17 protein-coding genes are annotated in these 21,926 nt (G+C 44.8%); all 17 read left to right on the top strand.

The genetic code is table 11. From position 1 onward, the window contains the following. Positions 1-595 precede the first annotated feature (595 nt). Positions 596-1,570, top strand: a complete 975-nt coding sequence (locus ANME2D_RS12260) for a hypothetical protein (RefSeq protein WP_157834115.1) — start codon at positions 596-598, stop codon at positions 1,568-1,570. Beyond that, positions 1,570-2,196 (top strand): CIS tube protein, encoded by a 627-nt coding sequence (locus ANME2D_RS12255; RefSeq protein WP_048092230.1) that lies wholly within the window; start codon positions 1,570-1,572, stop codon positions 2,194-2,196. The genes ANME2D_RS12260 and ANME2D_RS12255 overlap by 1 nt, the downstream gene beginning before the upstream one ends. Before the next feature lie 12 nt (positions 2,197-2,208). Then, positions 2,209-3,255 carry a phage late control D family protein gene (locus tag ANME2D_RS12250; protein WP_048092227.1) on the top strand — a complete coding sequence of 349 codons (1,047 nt, stop codon included), beginning with the start codon at positions 2,209-2,211 and terminating at the stop codon, positions 3,253-3,255. After that, entirely contained in the window at positions 3,252-3,890 is a 639-nt protein-coding gene (locus ANME2D_RS12245) for a phage baseplate assembly protein V (protein ID WP_048092225.1), read from the top strand. The genes ANME2D_RS12250 and ANME2D_RS12245 overlap by 4 nt, the downstream gene beginning before the upstream one ends. A gap of 1 nt (position 3,891) precedes the next feature. Next, entirely contained in the window at positions 3,892-4,287 is a 396-nt protein-coding gene (locus tag ANME2D_RS12240; RefSeq protein WP_048092222.1) for a PAAR domain-containing protein, read from the top strand. Beyond that, positions 4,288-4,686 carry a GPW/gp25 family protein gene (locus ANME2D_RS12235; RefSeq protein ID WP_048092220.1) on the top strand — a complete coding sequence of 133 codons (399 nt, stop codon included), beginning with the start codon at positions 4,288-4,290 and terminating at the stop codon, positions 4,684-4,686. After that, entirely contained in the window at positions 4,686-8,432 is a 3,747-nt protein-coding gene (locus ANME2D_RS12230; RefSeq protein ID WP_048092218.1) for a putative baseplate assembly protein, read from the top strand. Before ANME2D_RS12235 ends, ANME2D_RS12230 begins: the two co-directional genes overlap by 1 nt. 26 nt (positions 8,433-8,458) lie before the next feature. Then, a complete protein-coding gene (locus ANME2D_RS12225) occupies positions 8,459-9,466 on the top strand; it encodes a baseplate J/gp47 family protein (protein ID WP_052368908.1) in 1,008 nt (335 codons plus the stop codon). Beyond that, positions 9,459-10,361, top strand: a complete 903-nt coding sequence (locus ANME2D_RS12220) for a phage tail protein (RefSeq protein ID WP_048092216.1) — start codon at positions 9,459-9,461, stop codon at positions 10,359-10,361. The genes ANME2D_RS12225 and ANME2D_RS12220 overlap by 8 nt, the downstream gene beginning before the upstream one ends. A gap of 57 nt (positions 10,362-10,418) precedes the next feature. Further along, positions 10,419-12,974, top strand: a complete 2,556-nt coding sequence (locus ANME2D_RS12215; RefSeq protein WP_048092214.1) for a hypothetical protein — start codon at positions 10,419-10,421, stop codon at positions 12,972-12,974. A gap of 59 nt (positions 12,975-13,033) precedes the next feature. Further along, the gene (locus ANME2D_RS12210) at positions 13,034-13,267 is read left to right on the top strand and encodes a hypothetical protein (RefSeq protein WP_048092211.1); all 234 of its coding nucleotides are present in this window, start codon (positions 13,034-13,036) and stop codon (positions 13,265-13,267) included. A gap of 59 nt (positions 13,268-13,326) precedes the next feature. Further along, positions 13,327-14,808 carry an eCIS core domain-containing protein gene (locus tag ANME2D_RS17035; RefSeq protein ID WP_052368907.1) on the top strand — a complete coding sequence of 494 codons (1,482 nt, stop codon included), beginning with the start codon at positions 13,327-13,329 and terminating at the stop codon, positions 14,806-14,808. A gap of 41 nt (positions 14,809-14,849) precedes the next feature. After that, positions 14,850-15,695, top strand: coding sequence for a hypothetical protein (locus ANME2D_RS18470; RefSeq protein WP_048092209.1), 846 nt, complete (start codon positions 14,850-14,852; stop codon positions 15,693-15,695). A 215-nt stretch (positions 15,696-15,910) separates the two neighbouring features. After that, positions 15,911-16,981 carry an eCIS core domain-containing protein gene (locus ANME2D_RS17030; protein ID WP_052368906.1) on the top strand — a complete coding sequence of 357 codons (1,071 nt, stop codon included), beginning with the start codon at positions 15,911-15,913 and terminating at the stop codon, positions 16,979-16,981. 284 nt (positions 16,982-17,265) lie between these two features. Beyond that, positions 17,266-19,149 carry an eCIS core domain-containing protein gene (locus ANME2D_RS17025; RefSeq protein ID WP_052368905.1) on the top strand — a complete coding sequence of 628 codons (1,884 nt, stop codon included), beginning with the start codon at positions 17,266-17,268 and terminating at the stop codon, positions 19,147-19,149. A 166-nt stretch (positions 19,150-19,315) separates the two neighbouring features. After that, complete coding sequence (locus tag ANME2D_RS17020) at positions 19,316-21,226, top strand: eCIS core domain-containing protein (protein WP_052368904.1); 1,911 nt, start codon at positions 19,316-19,318, stop codon at positions 21,224-21,226. A 5-nt stretch (positions 21,227-21,231) separates the two neighbouring features. Next, the gene (locus ANME2D_RS12180) at positions 21,232-21,621 is read left to right on the top strand and encodes a hypothetical protein (protein WP_048092207.1); all 390 of its coding nucleotides are present in this window, start codon (positions 21,232-21,234) and stop codon (positions 21,619-21,621) included. The last annotated feature ends 305 nt before the right edge of the window (positions 21,622-21,926 follow it).

Genomic DNA, 21,926 nt, shown 5'->3' with positions numbered 1-21,926 from the left:
TGTATTCCCTAAATTCAGTGTCTTTTGTACTGGTTCCAGGGGCATCCCAACTGCTTCATTTGAGTCTTTGCAATATCTGTCTACAGATAAGGATCGTTTGCTGCCTTCGCCTCTGGCTTATAATGTTCATACATATCACATTATTCAATCACTATCGATCAATACAGGGTTAAATCTCTTTAAGCCGTCATTAAGTGTATTTTCAAAGAATATTCCGACCCGATATACAACAGGATCGGTTAAAACATCTCTAAATTACATAAATCCTAAGCCTATAATATATTCCCAGAGGAGCTTTGATAGAGCGAACCAGAGTTCAAACCCTGATAAGGTTGATCATTCCCTACCATCCGGAATACAGTCTGTTGATCTGGAAAGGCATTCTTTGGGATCATCGCCTCTAAAAATAGTTCGGCATTCAACTAATAAAAATGTGATAATTAAACAAAGAAGTTTTGATATTGCGAATCAGAGCTCAAAGCCTGGCAGGGTTGCTTATCCTCTTCAATCTAGAATACAGGCTATAAACAAAAAAAGGCATTCTTTGGGATCATCACCTCAAGAAATGGTTCTCAGGCCATCAATTGAGAGAGATATGGTCTCAGAAAGTGCAGATACTCCGCTGTTGCTACATAGAGACATAAAAAATATAGGTTATGAAAATAAATTTAAAGAGAGCTGGAAGGCTGTAAAGAGCATTTTAAGAGTGCAGCCTTCAAACAAAGAGATGCGTTTTTGGAAATCATTGCCCACAAAAATGGTAATAACTGAGAAAGATAGGATCTCAAAACATACAGATGATGCATCTTCACAAAAGAATAGCAACCTTAAAATTACGATTGATGGGAATATATTAAAAGACAGCAGAGAGACTATAGAGAATATTTCAATCCCTGCCCCATATCCAAGAACCGTAGCCAGAATAGCTTTAAGTTCTAAAAATCCTGCAATTCTCAACTATTTACAGAGAAGTGTTAATACTTATATTCTGAATACCAGTTATAAACTCAATAAAGCTGCTAATTCTCTACTATCTGGAATACAGCCTTCAGACAGAGAGAAGCGTTCTTCAGGATTCCCGCTCATAAAAACGGCGATCTGGCCTTCAACTGATAAAGCCGTGAGTTCCAGAGATGTAGATACCCCGTTATTGCAGCAGAATACAGGTCTTAAAAATATAAGCTATAGAAATACCCCCGGGGAATATGAGATCACCAGAAAAGGGAGTTTAATTCATCCCTTTAATAGATTGAATATAATAAATAATCTGCAATATGCTAATACTATAGAGAAAAGAAGAGCATCAGCAGACTTAAAGGACGTAACTGGCGGTACTGCCTATAGCTCAAAAGAACTGATTCTCAATAAACCTGTAATACAAAAAACCGACATCACTTCAGAAGATAAAGAACACTTGCATGATATGAAAACAACAACAAAGATGCGTGATAACCTGATTGAGCCTTTTAAACAGAAGCCAATTTACGAAATAAATACGATTGCAGATAAGGTGTATAAGATCATAGAGAGAAAAATATCCATAGAAAAAGATAGGAGAGGATTATTCTAATGGTAGAGAAAGCCAAAATAGTTATCCTGGATACGAATGAGACTATTGATGTTATGTTTAATCCCAGGGATTATACTGTTTCTACAAGTGCTGATATGGGAGAGGATGACTCAACGCCTTTTTTTAACAAAGTAAATGTGGATGATTTTACTGTCACGCTACTTTTTGATACCTATGAGAAGCATGATAATATCGCTGCAGGATCTGATGTAAGGGATATCACCAAAAAGATCGCCGCACTTGTCATGCCTTTTGTGGAAGGAAAAGAGAAAAAGAAGGCTCCTGTATGCCTTTTTAGCTGGGGTAAATTTACATATAAGGGAGTTATTAATAGACTCAACCAGAAGTTCACAATGTTTCTCCCGGATGGGATACCTGTCAGAGCAGAGCTAACTGTTACTTTTAAATCAGTTGCAACCCCGGAAGAGTATGCAAAGAATATGGGCATAGAGGCCTGCAGGAAAGTATGGACTGTCAAGAGCGGGGATAGGCTTGATATTATAGCTTACAAGGCACTTAAGGATGCAGCCCTGTGGCGAAAAATCGCCGATGAAAATAACATCGACAATCCTCTGGCATTTCCAGGGTATGACGACATTGGAAGAGTATTAGTAATTCCTGATTAGGGGTCTTGCTCCATGGCAGGTAATATATTAAATGTTGCCAGTTTCAGGTTGCTCCTGGATGGAAGTGAGCTCCCGACAGACCTGTTCCTCGCAGTTAATGGAGTTACTGTTGAAGACGAACTGAACCTGCCTGCGATGTTCACGATCAGGTTCAATACCGTTGATTTCTTAAAAGGTGACTGGAGGGGTATTGATCTTAAAACGTTCAAGGTCGGTGATATTGTAAAGATCTCTATGGGTATTGATAGCTCATTTGAGATGATGATCGGGGAGGTTACATCACTTGATTTTACATTCGGGGATTCATGTTTTATGGAGATAAGAGGTTACGACAGGCTTCATAGGCTGAGGTTTGGAACAATGAGGCGCTCATTCAAGGATATGAAGGACAGTGATATTGCATCATCCATTGCTTCAGAGACAAGTCTGACTCCTAAGGTCGATGATACAGGAACCATTCATCCTTACATATTCCAGAATAACCAGAGCAATTATGAATTTCTCCTTGAGCGCGCAAAGCGGATAGGGTATGAAATGCTTGTTGATGACAAGACTCTGATCTTTCGAAAATCACAGGAAGATAAATCACCAGAGTTAACTCTTGAGTACGGTGTAGATCTGGAAAGTTTTTCAGCGCAGATAAAAACACTGACTGAGGGAAGCAAGGTTGAGGTCAGGGGCTGGAATGTTAAGGATAAGGAGGAGATCTCCTCATCGGCTTCGAAAGGAAGTGAAACAACAAAGATGGGTAAAGAATCTGGTTATGAAATATCTGAAAAAGCTTTCAGTGCCTCATCGGTCTCTGTTGTTGATGATATGATTATTGATTCAAAAGATGCTGAAAACATTGCAAAGGCAAAATATAACCAGATGCTTGGGGAGTTTTTAACAGGAGAAGGATCATGCATCGGGAATCCAGAGATAAGGGCAGGAAAAACAATAGAGATCAAGGGCATAGGTGAGAGACTCAGCGGTGTGTACTATGTGGAATCAACTGTTCATTCTATCAGTAGAGGAGTATATACAACAAATTTTAAAGTCAGGAGAACAGGGGTATGAGCATTACCGGCATTCTGGAGCAAGGCAGGAGATCTGAGTCGAGAATATACGGGGTCGTTGTTGGTATTGTTACCGATAATAAGGACCCTGATGATCTCGGGCGCGTGAAGGTAAGAATACCCAGAATAAGCGGTGAGGATGAATCCAACTGGGCACGGGTTGCATCCTTTATGGCGGGAAAGGAGAGAGGCGCATTTTTCCTGCCTGAGGTGGATGATGAGGTGCTTGTGGCTTTTGAATATGGTGATATAAATATCCCGTATATAATAGGCTCGTTGTGGAACGGCAAAGATAGTCCCCCTATTACCAATAATGATGGGGAGAACAATATAAGGATGCTCAAATCCAGAAGCGGGCACATAATAAGGCTGGATGATACAGATGGGAAAGAGAAGATAGAGATAGTGGATAAAACAGGGAATAACATGATCGTTGTTGATACAAAAGATAATAAAATCTCCATTAAATCCGATAAGGACATTGAGATATCTGCACCAAACGGGAAAGTAACTATCGAGGCCAGGGATATTGAGGCAAAATCAAGTGCTTCTACAAAGATCGAGGCCAGCGCAGGTATGGATCTTGAGGCATCCGGAACTATGAATATCAAAGGGGCAACGGTGAACATTAATTAATATGGGACAGCCGGCAGCTAAACAGGGAGACCAGGTTATGGCAACAGATACGCATATAATCATGATACCATCACCGTCGGGTGCGGTTCCTACTCCGCTGCCGCATCCTTTTGTAGGTATCCTGGATGGCGATCTGAGCTCTGATGTAAATATAATGGGAATGCCCGCAGCAACCGTTGACTCAACAGCTTCGAACCTGCCTCCCCATATCCCGCAGGGCGGGCCATTCCAGAATCCGCCATCCAACAAGGCGACTGTTAAGCTTGGAAGTACTACGGTGAAGATAAATGGGAAGATGGCAGCAAGGAACGGGGATATGGCGATGACCTGTAATGATCCCTCAGATCTTCCTGCTGGCAAGGTGATAGCGGTTGGTACGGTTTTGATAGGAGGATAAATGGAAGATGCAGATTTTTTAGGCAGAGGCTGGAAGTTCCCGGTATCTGTTAAAGATGGAAAGATAGCCTCTTCTGAAGGTGAGGATTCTATCAGGGAATCGATTATGATAATCCTTGGTACAGCAAAAGGTGAGAGAGTTATGAGACCGGATTTTGGCTGCGGAATCAATGAGCTTGTTTTTGCACCAAACAATACCTCAACAGCAACGCTCATAGATTTCTATATAAGAGAGGCACTGCTGAAGTGGGAGCCCAGGATTGAAGTACTGAATGTGATTACAGCCCCTGATAAAGATGAGGGGAATAAACTTATCCTGAATATCGAATACATGGTAAAGACAACAAACACGAAGAGCAACATGGTGTATCCATTTTACCTTGAGCGGGGTGGGATTTAATGTCCATTACGCCGCCCAGAATCGATTCACGGGATCAGCAGATGCTGGTCAAACAGGTCAGGGAACTGGCTCTCTATTATTGTCCTGAGTGGAAAGACCTGCCGTCTATAGAATCAGATAAGCAGGCCGATGCTCTTATACACATCTTTTCAAGGATGGTGGAGATCATCATACAGCGCCTGAACAAGGTCCCGGATAAGAATTTTCTGACATTCCTGGATATGGTGGGTGTGCAGCTATTACCTCCAAGGATAGCCAAAGCTGCGCTTACCTTTACAATGGCAAAAGGGGATAACCAGTATAAGAAAATACCCTCAAGAACACAGGTGGCCACTGCACAGACCAAGGAGCAGGAGGCACTGGTATTCGAAACCGCAGAGGACCTTACCATTATCCAGCCGGGACTTATCGGGGCTGTAAGCCTTATTCCTGATAAAGACAAATGGACAGACCACAGTACTGTTTTATTTAGCGGTGCGAATGGGGACGTTGAGCTCTTCAGGGGAAAAAAACAGGTACCTCACCGTCTGTATCTCGGCCACAGTAAACTTTTCAGTTTAAAGGAAAAGGCGGTTGTTACTCTTGATATAGAGGTTCCTTTGATTGTTGATCCTCCGAAAATTCCCCAGGAATGGGAAGTAAAATGGTACTACTTTGATGAAACGTTATCACAAAAACCCCTTAATGTTATAACAAGTGAAGATTTAAATAAAAAATATGATAATAAGGTTGCTAACCTTTTAAAGAGCGGAAGTATTACCTTCGAACCTGTTGCCGGGATCTCAGAGAGGACATTGACGGGATTTGAAAAAGAAACAGGTCTGCAAAAGAGCTGGACAAGCCACTGGATATTAGCCGAATTAAGTACACCTATTCCAAAAGATAAACTACCAGTGATTAAAGTAAAAGCAGCAGTGGGAATAGGAAAAGCAGATCCAGTATCACTTTCCGCAGGCTTTTTTAATAATGCTCCGCTGGATATGACCCGGGATTTCTATCCTTTCGGGGAAAAGCCAAAGTTCAATGAGACATATTATATATATTCAAAACAAATAAAAGAGGTATTCTCTAAAGTTGAAGGAGAAATAACAATAACAGTTACACTTTCACAGGGAGTGGATTTACCTGATACAGAAAAAATAAAGCTTTTCTGGGAACTCTGGAATGGAAAGAGCTGGGAGAAGATAGGTGAAACTACAAGGGCTGGTGTGCCAGATCCAAATGATAAAGATCCTTACAGCTTCAAGGACACTACCAATGCCTTTACCAGAAGTGGTATAGTGAAATTTAAGTGCCCGATAATTAAAGCTGCAGATGGGGATGAAGAACAGGATTACTGGGTACGTGTTCGTATTGTTGAAGGTGGTTATGGCAGTGAGGCAGCTTATGAGGTAACTACCACAGATGTATCAGGTACAGGGAAAATATCAAGCAAGGACAAAATTGTAACAGGTACTGAGACAAAATTCACTACAGAGCTTAAAGCAGGTGATTCGATCACCGCTGCAGGCCAGACTAGAGCGGTCACTGCCATTGCAACTGATACTTCATTGACCATTGATTCAGCTTTTAAACCAGATCTTTCTGCAACAGGTTTTACTATCAAACGTACAGGGTGGATATATAAACCACCTACTTATAAACCGCCATCGATCAGCACTTTGACCCTGGAATATGATGTTGAGCCTTTGCTGGTTGATCTTGATGTTATCCTGTCATATAATGATTTTGTATATCGGGATTATACTAAAAGCGAGAACTACTTGATACCGTTCCAGCCTGTTGAGGATAAGGAGCCAGCCCTCTATCTGTCTTTTGATAAAGATATTGCTACACTGCCGGTTACCCTTTTCTTTCCCCTGATTGAGAATGTTTTTGCGCCTGCTACCCTGGAATTCAATAAAACCGGCCCGCTACCTGAAGCTACACCGCCTGTCCTTGCCTGGGAGTACTGGAATGGCAAGAGCTGGTCTCTTCTGAGCGTTGAGGACGGAACAAAGAACCTGATAAAGAGGGAGTTTATCAAATTCCTTGCTCCGGGCGATCTAAAAAAGAAGCATTGTTTTGAATTTCAATCTGAGTACTACTGGATACGGGCGCGGCTTGATAAGGGAGAGTATGCGAACCCACCCAGGCTGAGGGGTATCTACACGAATACGGTCTGGGCATATAATCATGTTACAGTTAACAGGGAGATACTGGGCTCAAGCAATGGTAAAATAAATCAGGTTTTTAATTTCTCCCACTATCCTGTTTTACCGGGACAGAAAATCCTGGTGCGGGAAATATCGCTTACCGGGGAGGAGAGGCGGATCATACGCTCCGAGGAAGGGAAGGATGCCATTGAGGATATAAAGGATGATAATGGCAACATCATCGGGTACTGGGTGCGATGGCATGAAGTAAACCATTTTTATTCATCCGGGCCGCACAGCAGGCACTATAGTATAGACCGTAATAACGGAACTGTAATCTTCGGGGATGGAAAAAGGGGTATGATCCCTCCTGCAGAAAAGAACAATATCATATGCAGTTACCAGTATGGAGGGGGAGATAAAGGAAATAGTGCCGGGGCACAGACCATAACAAAGCTCAGGACATCTTTTCCTTTTGTTGAATCGGTAACCAACAATGAATCAGCCGACGGCGGAGGAAATTCTGAGAGCCTGGATCGGGTCAGGGAACGCGGCCCGCAGACTATTAAACATCGTGACAGGGCAGTCACTTATGAGGATTTTGAATGGCTTGTAAGGGAAGCCTCACCAAGGGTGGCAAGGGTTAAATGCCTGCCAACCACAGATCCCGGCAAGAAGTTCCAGCCGGGCTGGATTACCATGATTATAGTTCCTGATGAGCGAGATAGTCCAAAACCCGTTCCAACACGGGAATTAATAGATGAGATTGAGAAACATCTATTCTCACGGTCTTCTACATATCTTGCAGATCTGTTGCAAATCAATCTGATCGGGCCGGGCTATATTCAGGTAGGAACGCATGCAAAGGTACATTTCACCTCTATTACTGATGCGAAGATCATAGAGGGAAGGATTATTGAGAATCTTAACCGCTTCTTCCATCCCCTGATCGGCGGACAGGATAAGAAGGGATGGGATTTTGGCAAGGCTGTACATATATCAGAGGTCTATGAGGTCATTGAAGATACCGAAGGTGTGGACTATGTTAAAGAACTTCATCTCAAAGCCTCTGCTCAGATATACAGGCTGGAACTGGAGGGCATCCTCAGTCCTTCAAGTACTTATCAAAAGAACTGCAAGGTTGAATCAGACGATGGCAAAATAGCTTTTTCCCTGTCAGAAAAACTTATATCCGGTACAGAAATCGATACACTGACGGTCTCAGGGTTTAAAGAGGGCGACCATGTAGCTATACATGACAGCAGTGATGACTATATCACCACGGTTGTATTAAGATCAGTATCAGATAATGTACTTGAATGTGAGGCTGATCTATCGGATCTATCTATTCTAGAAAATGGTATCGTAAAAAATCCTGGCGGGATTAAATCATATATCTCCAGCAGTGAGAAGAAATCAGGTCAGAGCAAGAGCATTCTCCTGACAGTTGCTACCTTTGGGGCTGGCGATAAGATCATAATCAGACACAGGACTGATCCTGCAAGTACGGAATCTGCATATATTAAAAAAGTTAACACGCAGGTTGAAACCATATTCGTTGAGGATAACTATCTGGTATATTCAGGAGCACATATTATCGAAGGAATATAAAGATTATTGCTACCAAGGAGTTATAAATGTCTTTACCGATACCGAATCTGGATGATAGAAGCTTTGATGATCTGATGAAAGATGTCAGGTCACTTATTCCGCGTTATGACAGGGAATGGACAAACTATAATCCTTCCGATCCAGGGATAACCCTGCTTGAGCTATTCTCCTGGCTCGGGGAAATGATCATTTACCGTATTAATCGGGTGCCTGAGGAGTCCTATATCAACTTCTTAAAGCTCATAGCAGGGGTACAGGAGAAGGAGGATCTGAACAGACTATTAAATTCCCCGGATCTTGACACCGAATATAGAAAGCTTCTGAGTCTGCTGAAGGATATCGAAGATGAAAAGAATAGTGTCGAAGATGGAAAAAAGAATAGTGTAACAGAAATCAGGGAAGCTGTCATGGGTTATGTAGGATCAAGGTACAGGGTAATAACCTCAAAAGACTTTGAAGAAAAGGCCCTGATCTGTATGGAGAAATTGCAAAAAGGCATGGCAGGAAGGGCGATTTGTGTGAATAACCGTGATCTGGAATACGGCAAGGCGGATCTTGTAAAACCAGGGCATGTATCTGTTATCATTATCCCCAGATCGATGAAAGATTCCAAATATTGCGAAGATGAAGGCAAACCGACCACCCTGTTGAAGAAAGAGGTCAAGACATTCCTGGATGCCAGAAGACTGATTACAACCAGGGTGCATGTCGTATCCCCTTTTTATAATGATATTCGCCTTAAGGTAAGAATAGCTCTTAAAGAGAATACAAATGAGAGCTCAGTGCTGCTAGAGGTTAAAAAGAGGATACATGAATATTTTAACCCGACCACAGGAGGGCCAGAGGGCATCGGGTGGCCGCTGGGGAGAAGGGTCTACCGCTCTGAGCTTTACCATCTTGTAGAAAGGATCACTGGTGTTGACCATGTAGCAGGGATCTGGATGAGTGATGATGCAACATTAGAGATAAAAGAACATCAGTTAGTATCATTATCATTGCCCGATTTAAGCATAGAGAAGGTGAATAATGAGTAATAAAGAAAATAGAAGTAAGTTTCTTCAGTACCTTCCAGAGGTTTACCAGACTGAAGATGATCCTTTTTTAGGAAATTTCCTGAAAGCATTTGAAAATATTCTTTCATATTATTCACTGCCCGGAGTTGATATCAAAGATCCAGCAAGCCTGGTAATCAAACTGCTTGATAACAAGGATATTTTGTCCCAGTTTTCGGAGGAGACGCAGCAACTGCTGAACGAACATAACAGTCTAAGCTCACCTTCTGAAGCTCTTGTGAGTGCTTTAGCTGGGGAGTTAAACAACCAGGTCGCTAAGTCGATCTACGATATAGACATTCTAGTAAAGGCATTTCCAGATGAAATAGTGAAAAGAAAAGGAATTGAGGAGATACTGGATCAGATTCATGATTACTTTGACCCGGGTGAAACCCCGCCAGAGTTTCTTTCATGGCTGGCAGGATGGATGGCTCTTACCCTGAAAGAGGAGAAAGACTGGAATTCAAATAATTCAAGGAAGAAACGCGATCTTATAGCCAGGATCATCCCATTGTACCAGAAGCGAGGAACACTGGAGGGGATGAAGGAGTACATCAGAATCTACGTTGGTGAGGATGTAAAGATATCTATATATGAATTCCTTGACCCGTTCCAGGTAGGAGTTGCTTCAACAGTCGGGGTTAATTCTCTGATCGGAGATGGACGGCCATATTACTTCCAGGTATATATGGAACTGCCCATACCTGATCCTGTACTTCTTGATAAAAAGAGGAGAGCTATTATTGACATAATCAACCAGGAAAAACCTGCCCACACATATTATATGCTGATAATCCAGGTTCCAACCATGCAGATAGCCTATCATTCCACTGTGGGTGTGGATACACTGCTTGGCGGCCGATTATCGGAAAAATAATGCTTGAGAATTTATAAAAAACGGTATTTAACGAAAAAATCTAGGAGGTAAATATAAATGGTAGAGATTGATCCAAAAAAAGTTAAGAGAATGAGATATTTTGATGGTCTGTTCCTGAAGCAGGAAGAGTTCAACCTGGAACAGAATTACCATATCAGGATGCGCCGTCTTCATAATCGGCATCTCCACGGCTGGGGGATTGTATGGGGTCTTGATGTTGCAAAAAAAGACCCGACCACAGTGACCATCAAAGAAGGAATGGCGCTAGATAGAGTCAAAGCTAAAAGTTACGATGGAATTTACGAAGAGGATGTAAGCCAGGAGATCGTACTTACAAAAGATACTGATGTGAATCTTTCCAGTTCTACCAGTAATTATGAATATATTTACATCTCCTATCACCAGGAAGAGAGTGATGTTGTAGAGGAAAAAGGGGGAGATAAAAAGATACACTGGTCAGAGAGTGCACTTATAGAGCATGGCGATAAACCAGGTGGAGAAGAAAAGATCATACTTGCAAAGGTAGTTTTAAAAGATAATGCAGACAATACTGGTAAAATAGTGGATAGTATTGTATACAGCGAAGGCAACATACCGCTGCGTACTTATGCAGGGGCTTACGGCAGGTTGACGCTCCCCAATGAAAAAGATTCTTCCAACCTGCCTTATATTGAAGGCATGAGATCTGGCAGCCTGAATGGGATTCAGATCAATTCAGGCATAACCAATTTTACAGGAGCGCTCAGTGTAGAAGGAAACGTGGGCATCGGTACGACAACGCCCTCTGAAAGATTAGAGATTAACGGCACAGTTAAGGCAACAGCATTTGCGGGCGATGGCTCGAAGTTGACCGGTATTAACACAAGCCGGTGGTCAGATGCTCCAGGCGGGATCTATTACAACAAAGGCAACATCGGCATTGGGACACAGGCTCCAGGATTCAGATTCCATCAGGTAGGCGGGGATCATGTAATAGAAGATTCTGATATCTCACTCAGAAGAAATGGATTGCATCGCTGGAAAATACAGGAATTACAGAATACAGGCTTTAGAATCACTCAGGTTCATGATAATGCAGATAAACTGCTGAACCTTGCAAGATTTGAGATCTCGGATGCTGGCAATGTCGGCATCGGAACGCCTAGTCCAAACGCGAAATTAGAGGTTAACGGCACAGTTAAAGCTACAGCGTTCGTAGGCGATGGATCAAAGTTAACCGGTATTAGCGCAAGCAAATGGTCTGATGCTGTTACTCCGGCAGGGAGTATTTATTACGATAAAGGTAGCGTTGGCATAGGGACGGCGAACCCTACATGGAAGCTGCATGTTAAAACGGGTATGTCTGATGGCGGTCTTTTAGTCGAAAGCGGAACCTGGCCAGAAATCCTTTTTGTTCAGACTGGAGGAAAAAGCTGGAGAGCAGGGCATGATGGCAATAATTTTCGCATTAGAGTATGGCAAGGTTCATCGTTAGGATTCCAGGACCGTATCGTGGCCACATATGATGGCAACATCGGTATCGGGACGACGACGCCCTCTGAAAGATTAGAGATTACCGGCACAGTTAAAGCTACAGTGTTCGTAGGCGATGGATCAAAATTAACCGGTATCAGCACTGGAGCAGGCCAGTGGTCAGACGCTCCAGGCGGGATCTATTATAACAAAGGCAATGTGGGCATCGGAACGCTGAGTCCGGGATTCAGATTCCATCAGGTAGGCGGGGATCATGTAATAGAAGATTCTGATATCTCACTCAGAAGAAATGGATTTCACCGCTGGAAAATACAGGAATTACAGAATACAGGCTTTAGAATCACTCAAGTTTATGATAATACAGATAAACTGCTGAACCTTGCAAGATTTGAAATCTCGGATGCTGGCAATGTCGGAATCGGGACAGCAGCTCCCAGTCATAAATTCCATGTTCTGGCACCTGATGCAGTGGGGTTGTTCGAATCTACTGGAAGCCAGGCCTACTTGAGATTATCAACAAACGAAGGATTGAACAATCGTGTAGAAATTACGAATCGTCCGGGCGGGCGATTGAGTTTATGGACTGCAGGAGCAGGTGATGTCTTCAATATTACAAGAGATGGGAAAGTCGGAATCGGAACGACGACACCCTCTGAAAGATTGGAGATTAATGGAAATATGGTGATAAGCGGAGAAATAATTCAGGAGAGCTGGATTGCCCCTGCTTTAGAGAATGGCTGGCAGAAATATGATGCGATTTACAATCCCCCGGGTTACTTCCGTGATAAAAATGGGATCGTCCACTTAAGAGGAATGGTAAAGATGGGGGGAATCGGTACGTCTATTTTTACCTTACCTAAAGGGTATCGTCCAGAGTATCGGGAGCTACAGCCTGTTCAAACAAATCCTAATGCTATAGGTAGATGCGATATATTACCCGACGGGAAGGTAGTTGCTTCCGGTGGAAATAATGGATGGTTTTCTTTAGATGGTATTACTTTCCTGGCTAAAAAAGAGATTATATTAAAGCCAATACCTATTGAACCAATACCTATCGAACCAATACCTATCAAGCCAATACCTATCGAACCAATACCTATCGATCCAATCCGTACCGGTCCAATCCCTGTTATCAGATGAGAAGTATTCATTAATATAGTCGCGCAAAATCTATATAAAAATTAAGGATGTTGAAACTGATGAAACAACAGCTTGAACAGCGTCTTAAGGAACTCAGAGACGAGTTCGATTCCGGCCAGAGAGCGCTGGCTGATCTGGAGGCAAAGCAGATGCAACTGAGGAATACCTTGCTGCGCATCAGCGGTGCTATCCAGGTGCTGGAGGAGGAATTAGCCAGAGATATCAAGCAAGAACCAAATGACACAGGGCAGCTTGAAGGTAGAGGTGAAGAGAAATCCATTGCGGTTCAGTGAGACGGACAAGGGTGTATGATAACAGATGGGTGAAAGAGCTGTACTAAAGGTGATATTATATGGGAAAAATAGCCGTGCTTCATGCTCGGAAAACTGAAGCAAAGAAAAATTTTACACTTGAAAAACAAAAAAATAAAATCATGCGTTCAACAAATTCTCCGACCGAACGCATATTGCTTCTTCAAAAAACTATCGGGAATCAGGCTGTCCAGAGGTTAATCATGTCAGGTGCTCTGCACGCTAAGTTCATGATAAGTCAGCCTGGAGATAAACATGAACAAGAGGCGGATAGGGTAGCAGAGGCTGTCATGCGTAATCCTGGGCAAGCAGGGTTATCCAGTGAAGTACCGCATATCCAGAGAAAATGTCCCGAATGTGAAGAATTGCAGATGCAAACTGTCGAAGATGAAGAGGAGGAAGTGATCGAAGCAAAAGAACAACCTGACCAGAAGCTCTCGGTAACATCAGATGATGAAGCGATCCTGAGCTCCATGCGGGACAACGGCCAACCTTTACCAGGATCCTTAACTGAGTTCTTTGAGCCCAGATTTGGTTATGATTTCAGTCGGGTTCGAATCCGTACAGATTCTCAGGCTTCAGCAGTAGCGCGTTCTTTAAATGCTCGGGCATTTACTATGGGTAGCAATATTGTGTTTGGTGCAGGGGAATACGCGCCAGAGACAACGGATGGTAAGAGACTTATGGCACACGAATTGACGCATGTGTTGCAGCAGGGTCAGGGGCAGCGCCTGATGCGTAAGGCTGGAGGAGACAGAGAAGATGGCTTCCTGGAACCGCGTTCTGGTCAATCGGCATTGATCCCGGAATGGATAGTTGGAGAAGAAGAAACAACCATCGCCCGCAAAGAGATAGATAATCCGGGCGGGCTGTTTTCATTTAAAGCTGCAGATGTCAGCAGGTCCTGCGATAAGATTACGCATCTTCCCGATGGCGAGAGCAGAGTTTTAAGAGCGGTAAGTGGCCCGGCCACTGGTAACTGCTCCTGGACATGCAGAGCGGGCACTGCACCGGGTTACGCGACTATCAGTAACCCGGGCTACAACTGCTATGCTTATGCATTGAGCAGCCCTGCCAGTGGATTCCTGCAGCCAGGACAGAGGGCGAACACCGTAGAATTTAGAGCCTTAAGAGGAGATGCCGCAGCAATTACTGCATTAGGAGGACTGGCGGCAGCGAGAGCCCATCTATTGAGCAACTACTATACGCCTGCTGGTGTACGCAGTCAATTAGAAGCAGATCTTGGCTCAGCCCTTTCGCCAGGTTGCTTGAGCTGCTGCAGTGGTTCTCAACGGAAAATCATCGCTGTGACCACTGGTGCAATGTCCTCGGTGGGCAGCAGTTCCTGGGACTTCCACTGGTACAGGAAGGATGCGGATAAAGGATGGTCGCATAAGCCTGGAAGCACAGACTCACGGCGAGAGGATGCTGCTGGAAATGGGCCGATCTGTAGTCCATGCCGGGCAAGCCGCAGTCATCCCGGTCTTGATTACAGCCATGTCGTTGGAGCCTGGTGCGTATAGTCTGAAAGTAATAAACAACGAGCTTTTAAAGGAGATTCCAGATGGCTGAAAGAGCACTTACTGCCAAAACTACTGATATAAAGAGGGATATTTCAGCTTCCCGCGTGCAAAAGGCTGAGCACTCTCAATCGGCAGGCTCCCAGGTTGAGCGCATCCTGTTCCTTCAGAGAACCATCGGCAACCAGGTGGTTTCGAAGCTGATCAAATCGGGCGCTTTGCAGGCCAAACTCAGGATAGGCGCGCCCGGCGACATCTACGAGCAGGAGGCTGACAGGGTAGCCGAGCAGGTGATGCGGATGCCTGAACTGCAGTTTTCAGACCCGGATAGAGACGTAAACATGAAAGTAAAGCTCAAAACATCACCAAATACTGTTATGCCATCCTGTGATCCATGCCGGAGTGATTGGGAAACAATTGTTGATTCCGACCATGACAGAGCTCTAAATATGCTTGATACAGCTATTTCCAAACTGGCCTCATATGATGGTACGAGTCCAGCCGATGTAAAAGACGCTCTAGAAAGACGATTCAAGGCATCCAGTAATGCATTTGCTACCTGGATTAATTTAAACTTGAGGTATCTGAGGGTATTAGCGCCACTGGCAGGATATCAATGTCAAAAATCCGATTGTGGCATATGTAATGTGCCAAATAGATATGGTTGGTCTGCTTGGTGCGTACCTTTTACAGATATAAGGGTATGTGACCCGGTTTACTTCGCAATGAATAATAGAATGAGATCTATGGGTCTCATCCATGAATGGGTGCACAAGTATGGTTGTAATTTCGATTTCGGGTATTGCAGCGGATCTGATTGTCCTGGTGGCACAACCAGATCCCTCTTTAATGCAGATCCGTGGGCGAAGCTTGTACTGGATATCAGTTGAATGATTTGTAATAAAAAATAGAAAGGTGATAAAATCTGGGAAATTTGATAAGTCTACATGCCGAAAGACCTCAAGCAAAACGAGAAAAATCGTGTTCTCAGGTACGAAGGACCAGAATATCTCAGCCAAATGTAAATTCTCCTGCTGACCGCATCTTATTTATCCAACAAACTGCTGGCAATCAAGTTGTTCAGAGATTGATCCAATCAGGAAAATTGCAGGCAAATCTCAGGATCGGCCAGCCTTTGCCTGAACCTGTGCGAGCTTATTTTGAGCCGCGTTTCGGTTACGACTTCAGCGGGGTGAGAGTGCATTTGGGTCAAAAGGCAGAGGAATCAGCAGGCTCTATCAATGCTTTGGCTTATACTGTTGGCAAAGATATAGTTTTTGGAGCGGGTCAGTACCAGCCCCAGACAAGCGCAGGTAAGCGTTTGCTGGCACATGAGCTGACGCATGTGATACAGCAGAGTACAACTAATCCTACTATTCAAAGAATACAGGCATGTCCTCCAAGCTGGCCTGATCCTGTTCCTTCGGGCTGGCAAAGATATCATGGCAATCCAAATGTATTCCACTGCGGGTTCAGAGGAATTCTTGAAAATCGTATTCCAACACCAGATGATCCGCAAAATGAATGTTTTTATGACCATTCGGGAACCCTGGTTGACCAGAATCACCCTTATGCCGGTTGCAGAGGTACTCCTAACCAGTATGATTCAGATGACAGCCCTGTATCCCATACTCTACGGGATACAGGGGGCATATTGTATGCCGGTCCTGACGCTTTTATAACCTCAAGAGTATACGATATTACCCAGGCCATTGCAGGAGCTATCAGAGTTGTACAAACCGCTGGTAATATTGCAGGCTCAATTACTGATGCATTGGGGCAGGTAATAGTGTCAGGAATTCTATCTGCGAGGGCTACCGTTGATCCAATAAATTGGAGATTCCAGGGCTTGCCCTCAAGGTCCATCAGGCATTTAAACGTAATTGGAGGTATTTTATCCTCTATATCCTGGAATCAGAATCTTAATGGATTGTTAGCCAATATAACACGTAGATTGGATAGTTTTCCAATTCCAGGATTAATAGACGAAATTACAGAAGATATAAATCAAGCATTAAGAAGCCATAACCCGAATGTTCTACATGTTCGTGCGTCCGATATCGGAACATTGTCCCTGCTTCAATTAATAGATTGGCTTCATAGCCAGGGATTAATCCAATATGTAAGGCCGCCTGGAGATATAGCCAGGGAAGAGTTGAATTCTCCACAAAAATAATAAATATTTATTTTAATAGGGAAAACTTTGCGCTCTGGTATGAAAAAGTTCAATTATATCGCATCTTAGACTCGATGTGGTTCAGATAATATAAACAACGAACTGGTACGAACTCGATACGAACTCGGGTTGATGAGTTCGTTTAAGTTCGTTTTGAGTTCGTTGTTAATCGTCTTTTTCATTGTTATCTATGAACTGTAGTTCATAGCCGACTTTAAGGTGAGATTTCTGATTATCCCATGAGATTAGTGGACATTACATTAATACTATAGAGGAGATTCCAATTGACTGAGAGAGCACTTGCTGCCAAAACTACTGAAGCAAAGAAAGAGATTTCAGCTTCCCGCACGCAAAAGGCTGAGCACTCTCCATCAACAGGCTCACCCGTTGAGCGCATCCTGTTCCTCCAGAGAACCATCGGTAACAGGGCTGTACAGAGGCTCATGAAATCCGGGGCGCTGCAGGCCAGGCTCAGGATAGGCGCGCCCGGCGACATCTACGAGCAGGAGGCTGACAGGGTGGCGGAACAGGTGATGAGTATGGCAGAGACAAAGGTCTCTGAAAACACGGAAGTTTCTGGAAAGGGCTCGGATAATCCTGTCCAGCGCGCGTGTCCGAAATGTACAGATCACCGCCTGTCGGAAAAGGAAGAAGTACTGCAGCCTAAAGAAGTTCCGGGATTGATTCCTGAAATAACGCCGGGTTTAGATGCAGATATCAATTCTATCAGAGGCGGCGGTCAACCACTGCCTGAATCCGTGCGTGATTTCTTCGAACCGCGCTTCGGGCACGACTTCAGCCAGACGAGGGTGCATGTGGATGCGAAGGCGGCTGAGTCGGCGAGTGCGGTGAACGCGCTGGCGTATACGGTCGGCCGCGACATCGTTTTCGGAGCAGGGCAGTATGCACCTGACAAAACTGCCGGGAAACGCCTGATTGCCCACGAGCTGACTCACGTGATGCAACAAAGTGGAGCAGCTAGTGGAATACAACGCCTGGGGCTGATGGAGCAGCCTGGTGAGACACAACTGGAACGCGAAGCCGATTTGCAGACGATGCGCATGATAGAAACGTGCACGGTGGGTTTGCCACAGGTGACTGGTCGGCTTCAAGCGCTTGGTCTTCAGCGTCAGGCAGATGAATGCGGAACTCGAGGGCCGGCCAATCAGGAACCAGGACAGCCTCTCATCTACCATTACCTAGAGGCACGCCAACGAGGGGTGGATGAAAACTTACGGTCAAAACGGCCGGCCGTGGGGCACGCGCAAAGATTGTTGAACGAATTTCTGCGCAGATACGACAACACGAAAACCGGCACAGGAGATCAGATTGGCTGTGCTGGGAATCCCCAGCGCATTGAGGCAGAGCGTCAGAGCTTGCCGACAAGGTTGAAGGTTGATTGCTGGTTCGGTGATGATACCAAACGAGCAACGGTCATGTTCCAACTCTGTGATGGCGGTCTCAATTCTGACGGGAAAATAGGGGACAAGACATGGCCTCGACTTGAGGCCATGGGAAGCGGTGGAACGACACCACCTCCTCCACCGCCGACACCCATACCGTTACCGCCAACACCGTCGCCTCTATTTGTTTGCGGCCCAGATGTCACAACGCAAATTAGTAATGCAGTGAGCAAAACTAAGACAACGTTTGCTGGATGGTCACCGAGCGAAAAGACCGATGTCTGCAACAATTTGACGTCTTTATTAACTGGTGGATTCGCCTGGGATATCGTTGATTTGCACAATAACGCATGGATTCTTACATACCGCCCGAGCTGTGCCTCGGCACGTGCAACTCCGCGCTGTGGTTCCTCTGTTAAAGTCGGTCCTGACTGCCACTACGCTGGATCAGCCAACTATGTCATCTTCGGTGTTATGTGCAAATTGTGTCACGCACACTTTGCCTCCATTGGCTCCGCCAAAGCTTCTGATTTTACAGAAAGCGAGATGTTAGACTTGATTAATAAGTATAAAGGCACAGGTTTCACAGGATTGGCAACTCCCGTTGCCAATTTTATACCTTCACAGAATTGGGCGCGCTCTGGCTATCGAGGATGGCCTGCGGCAGCCCAACCTGCTGGGGATAGGACAAATTGCAGCCCGACTTGTCCTTTACCATATAGTGGTCGTGCATTCATAGTACATTGGTATCCCAGGATGTTCTAGCAGATAAGAAGCCTGAGGCAAAGAGTCAAAATTCAGCTCCTCAAGCCAGATCTGAATCGTAACCAACAAATGCCTGCGAAGAAAAAACATCTTGATAGCGGTGCTCTTATAGCAGATAAAATTCTTAGAGTTAACAATAAAAGTAAAAAAAGAAAGGAGATAAGAGATGGGTAAAAAAGCTATATTAACTATACGAACAACTGAGGCAAAAAAAAAGATCTCAGCCTCTAAGAAACGAAAACATGGTCTCTCTCAATCCATAACGTCGCCTGTTGATCGCGTTCTGTTACTTCAAAGAACCTTCGGCAACCAGGCAGTTCAGAGGCTTATCAAATCAGGGACTCTTCAGGCCAAGCTTCGAATCGGTCAGCCCGGTGATAAATATGAGCAGGAGGCGGACAGGATGGCGGATTCCGTGATGCGGATGCCGGAGCCGTGTGCCGTAAGCAGACCTGGAGATAAAATACATATCCAGCGGCAGTGCCAGGAGTGTGAAGAGAATGAATTGCGAAAACAGCCGATAGAGGATGAAGAGAAATTACAGAAGCAACCGGTCGAAGAAGAGGAAGATATACTCAGAAAACAGCCTGCAGAGGAAGAAGAGGAAGAATATCTCCAGGCAAAGAAGATGGATGATACAACCTTAGATACCACTTATAATATTGAATCTCGTATCCAGGCAATCAGGGGTGGCGGCCAGCCTTTGCCCGAATCTGTCCGTGCTATTTATGAGCCGCACTTCGGTTACGACTTCAGCGGGGTGAGGATTCATACTGATGCGCAGGCAGCAGACTCGGCGCGGATGGTGAATGCGCGGGCGTTTACGGTGGGACGGGATGTGGTGTTCGGGAGGGGACAGTATGCTCCGCAGACCGCAGGAGGAAAGCGATTGCTGGCGCATGAGCTTACGCATGTGGTACAGCAAGGGGGATATGATAACATGAACAAAGATGCAGTTTCTTCTGGCGCACAGCGCATCCAGCGCTACACTGATTATGATTCAGCGTCCCAGATTGCCGGAGGTTCACTGGGCTGGGTTGATCCATCAAATGACCCTCTCATGGTCTCTGATGATGGCACCATGGCAGTTAAGAACCTGAGCCACGGTAGGGCAAACAGGGCATGGAGTACGCCGGATAAGATCAAGACAGCAGAAGGTATTCTTAAGTCTCAGGATTCTAAAATTAAATTGATCGAAGGAGCAGATACGATCTCTGGTAAGGCTCCAAAAAGGAAAGGAGCCGGTGCAACGATTACTTTGAAAGAAGTAGAGGTCGAGAACAGGGTTGGGGGCGGGCACGCGGGCTTAACGGCAGATTGCGGAACAACTGCCAGGCAGGTAATGGGAATACCTGGTGGTGCGGATAAATTTGTTGCGGTAACCAAGACAAAGGGAGTTGAAAGTTATACCGCAGGCCAGCTTTATCACGGGAATCCCTACACCACACCTGATAGATGGTCTGAGGAGATATTCAAGAGAGAATTTGGAGCAGGATTGACCCGTGCCGAGGCGCTAAAGAAATATGACGACCTCTCAGCTTCAAAAAAAGATAAGTTTGATAAGAAATACGGAATCAATAAATATGCAAAGCCACAGGTAGGACAGGGAATTGCTATTAATACAGAATCTGATATGCCCGGGTGGACACCAACCTCACCGGATGACTGGAACTTTCATTTTGCCGGGGTCATCCTGACGGGTGACCCGGATTATGTAACCCTGGAAAATTATCCGGGCCCTGGAAGGAATGCCTCTTCATGGTTCTTCTGGATGTATGGGCCATATTCAAAGGGACAGTCTTTTCATAATGTCCACGGCGCATACGGACACGGTGATAAATATACCACCATGGTGACCCAGCCTGAGAAGTTATTGCTGGGAAAGACAAGCTCAGAAGGGGTTCATTTCGTTGGCGATCCAGCCAACCCCGGCTCTACTTTAATCGCCAGGCTTCCTAAAGATACTGAATTAAAGGTTATCAGGAAGGGAGTGAACTGGCGCAAGGTAGAGGTGACATCAGGAGCACATATGGGAAAAACCGGATGGATTCTTAATAGCTTATTCGAGTTGAGATGATCAGTATGCCTCAAACACAGAACTACGATAAACAGAAGGCAGTGACAGACCGATCTGAAATAGAGGCATATGACGGTCAGCATGTGGTGGTCTACGGCCGGTACCAGGCAGTCCCGATGCCGACAAAAGCGGTTAATAAGGGGACACCACCTGCGGAATACGCAATTATCTCTCTTAAAGACGGTACCAGGGTATATATGGAATCATATAATACTGACGAGGCAAAGCGTCCTCTTAAAGAGCGGACGCGGTTTGACGGGAAAATGGTTCGCGTAACCGGCACCATTCACCGCCGGATGCCCACAAAAGGCCAGGGACTCGTGGCTCCATCAATTAACGACATTACCGATATCATAGAAGAGGATGCTGCCAGTGAGAAAGATGGTAAAGGATAAGATATCCAGGAGATACAGGATGAACGAAAGAATCGGGATAGCAGCCAAAACACCCGAGGCAAAGAGAGATAATATAGTCTCACGGGCACGAAAGATTGATTTTCTTCCAGGACGGACAGGCTCCGGCTAATATAGGTTTTGGTCCAGACGGGCTGTTTACAGAAACTAATGCAAGTTTACTTGGTCAATATGAAAATATGCACAGAGGGCTTGATGATGCGAGAATGCGGTCTGTTGTTCTAGCTAAGAGCCTATCCGAAAAGTAGAAGAATTACAATGTAGGGTAATGTGGGGTAATGACAACA

The organism is Candidatus Methanoperedens nitratireducens (genome assembly GCF_000685155.1).
GTDB classification, from domain to species: Archaea; Halobacteriota; Methanosarcinia; order Methanosarcinales; family Methanoperedenaceae; genus Methanoperedens; species Methanoperedens nitratireducens.
The sequence above is the reverse complement of the archived record's forward strand: the minus strand, read 5'-3'. Positions and strand labels throughout refer to the sequence as shown.

Coding starts and splice junctions, on each gene's coding strand:
- ANME2D_RS12260 (WP_157834115.1), top strand. CDS start 596: ATGGTCTCAGAAAGTGCAGATACTCCGCTGTTGCTACATAGAGACATA.
- ANME2D_RS12255 (WP_048092230.1), top strand. CDS start 1,570: ATGGTAGAGAAAGCCAAAATAGTTATCCTGGATACGAATGAGACTATT.
- ANME2D_RS12250 (WP_048092227.1), top strand. CDS start 2,209: ATGGCAGGTAATATATTAAATGTTGCCAGTTTCAGGTTGCTCCTGGAT.
- ANME2D_RS12245 (WP_048092225.1), top strand. CDS start 3,252: ATGAGCATTACCGGCATTCTGGAGCAAGGCAGGAGATCTGAGTCGAGA.
- ANME2D_RS12240 (WP_048092222.1), top strand. CDS start 3,892: ATGGGACAGCCGGCAGCTAAACAGGGAGACCAGGTTATGGCAACAGAT.
- ANME2D_RS12235 (WP_048092220.1), top strand. CDS start 4,288: ATGGAAGATGCAGATTTTTTAGGCAGAGGCTGGAAGTTCCCGGTATCT.
- ANME2D_RS12230 (WP_048092218.1), top strand. CDS start 4,686: ATGTCCATTACGCCGCCCAGAATCGATTCACGGGATCAGCAGATGCTG.
- ANME2D_RS12225 (WP_052368908.1), top strand. CDS start 8,459: ATGTCTTTACCGATACCGAATCTGGATGATAGAAGCTTTGATGATCTG.
- ANME2D_RS12220 (WP_048092216.1), top strand. CDS start 9,459: ATGAGTAATAAAGAAAATAGAAGTAAGTTTCTTCAGTACCTTCCAGAG.
- ANME2D_RS12215 (WP_048092214.1), top strand. CDS start 10,419: ATGGTAGAGATTGATCCAAAAAAAGTTAAGAGAATGAGATATTTTGAT.
- ANME2D_RS12210 (WP_048092211.1), top strand. CDS start 13,034: ATGAAACAACAGCTTGAACAGCGTCTTAAGGAACTCAGAGACGAGTTC.
- ANME2D_RS17035 (WP_052368907.1), top strand. CDS start 13,327: ATGGGAAAAATAGCCGTGCTTCATGCTCGGAAAACTGAAGCAAAGAAA.
- ANME2D_RS18470 (WP_048092209.1), top strand. CDS start 14,850: ATGGCTGAAAGAGCACTTACTGCCAAAACTACTGATATAAAGAGGGAT.
- ANME2D_RS17020 (WP_052368904.1), top strand. CDS start 19,316: ATGGGTAAAAAAGCTATATTAACTATACGAACAACTGAGGCAAAAAAA.
- ANME2D_RS12180 (WP_048092207.1), top strand. CDS start 21,232: ATGCCTCAAACACAGAACTACGATAAACAGAAGGCAGTGACAGACCGA.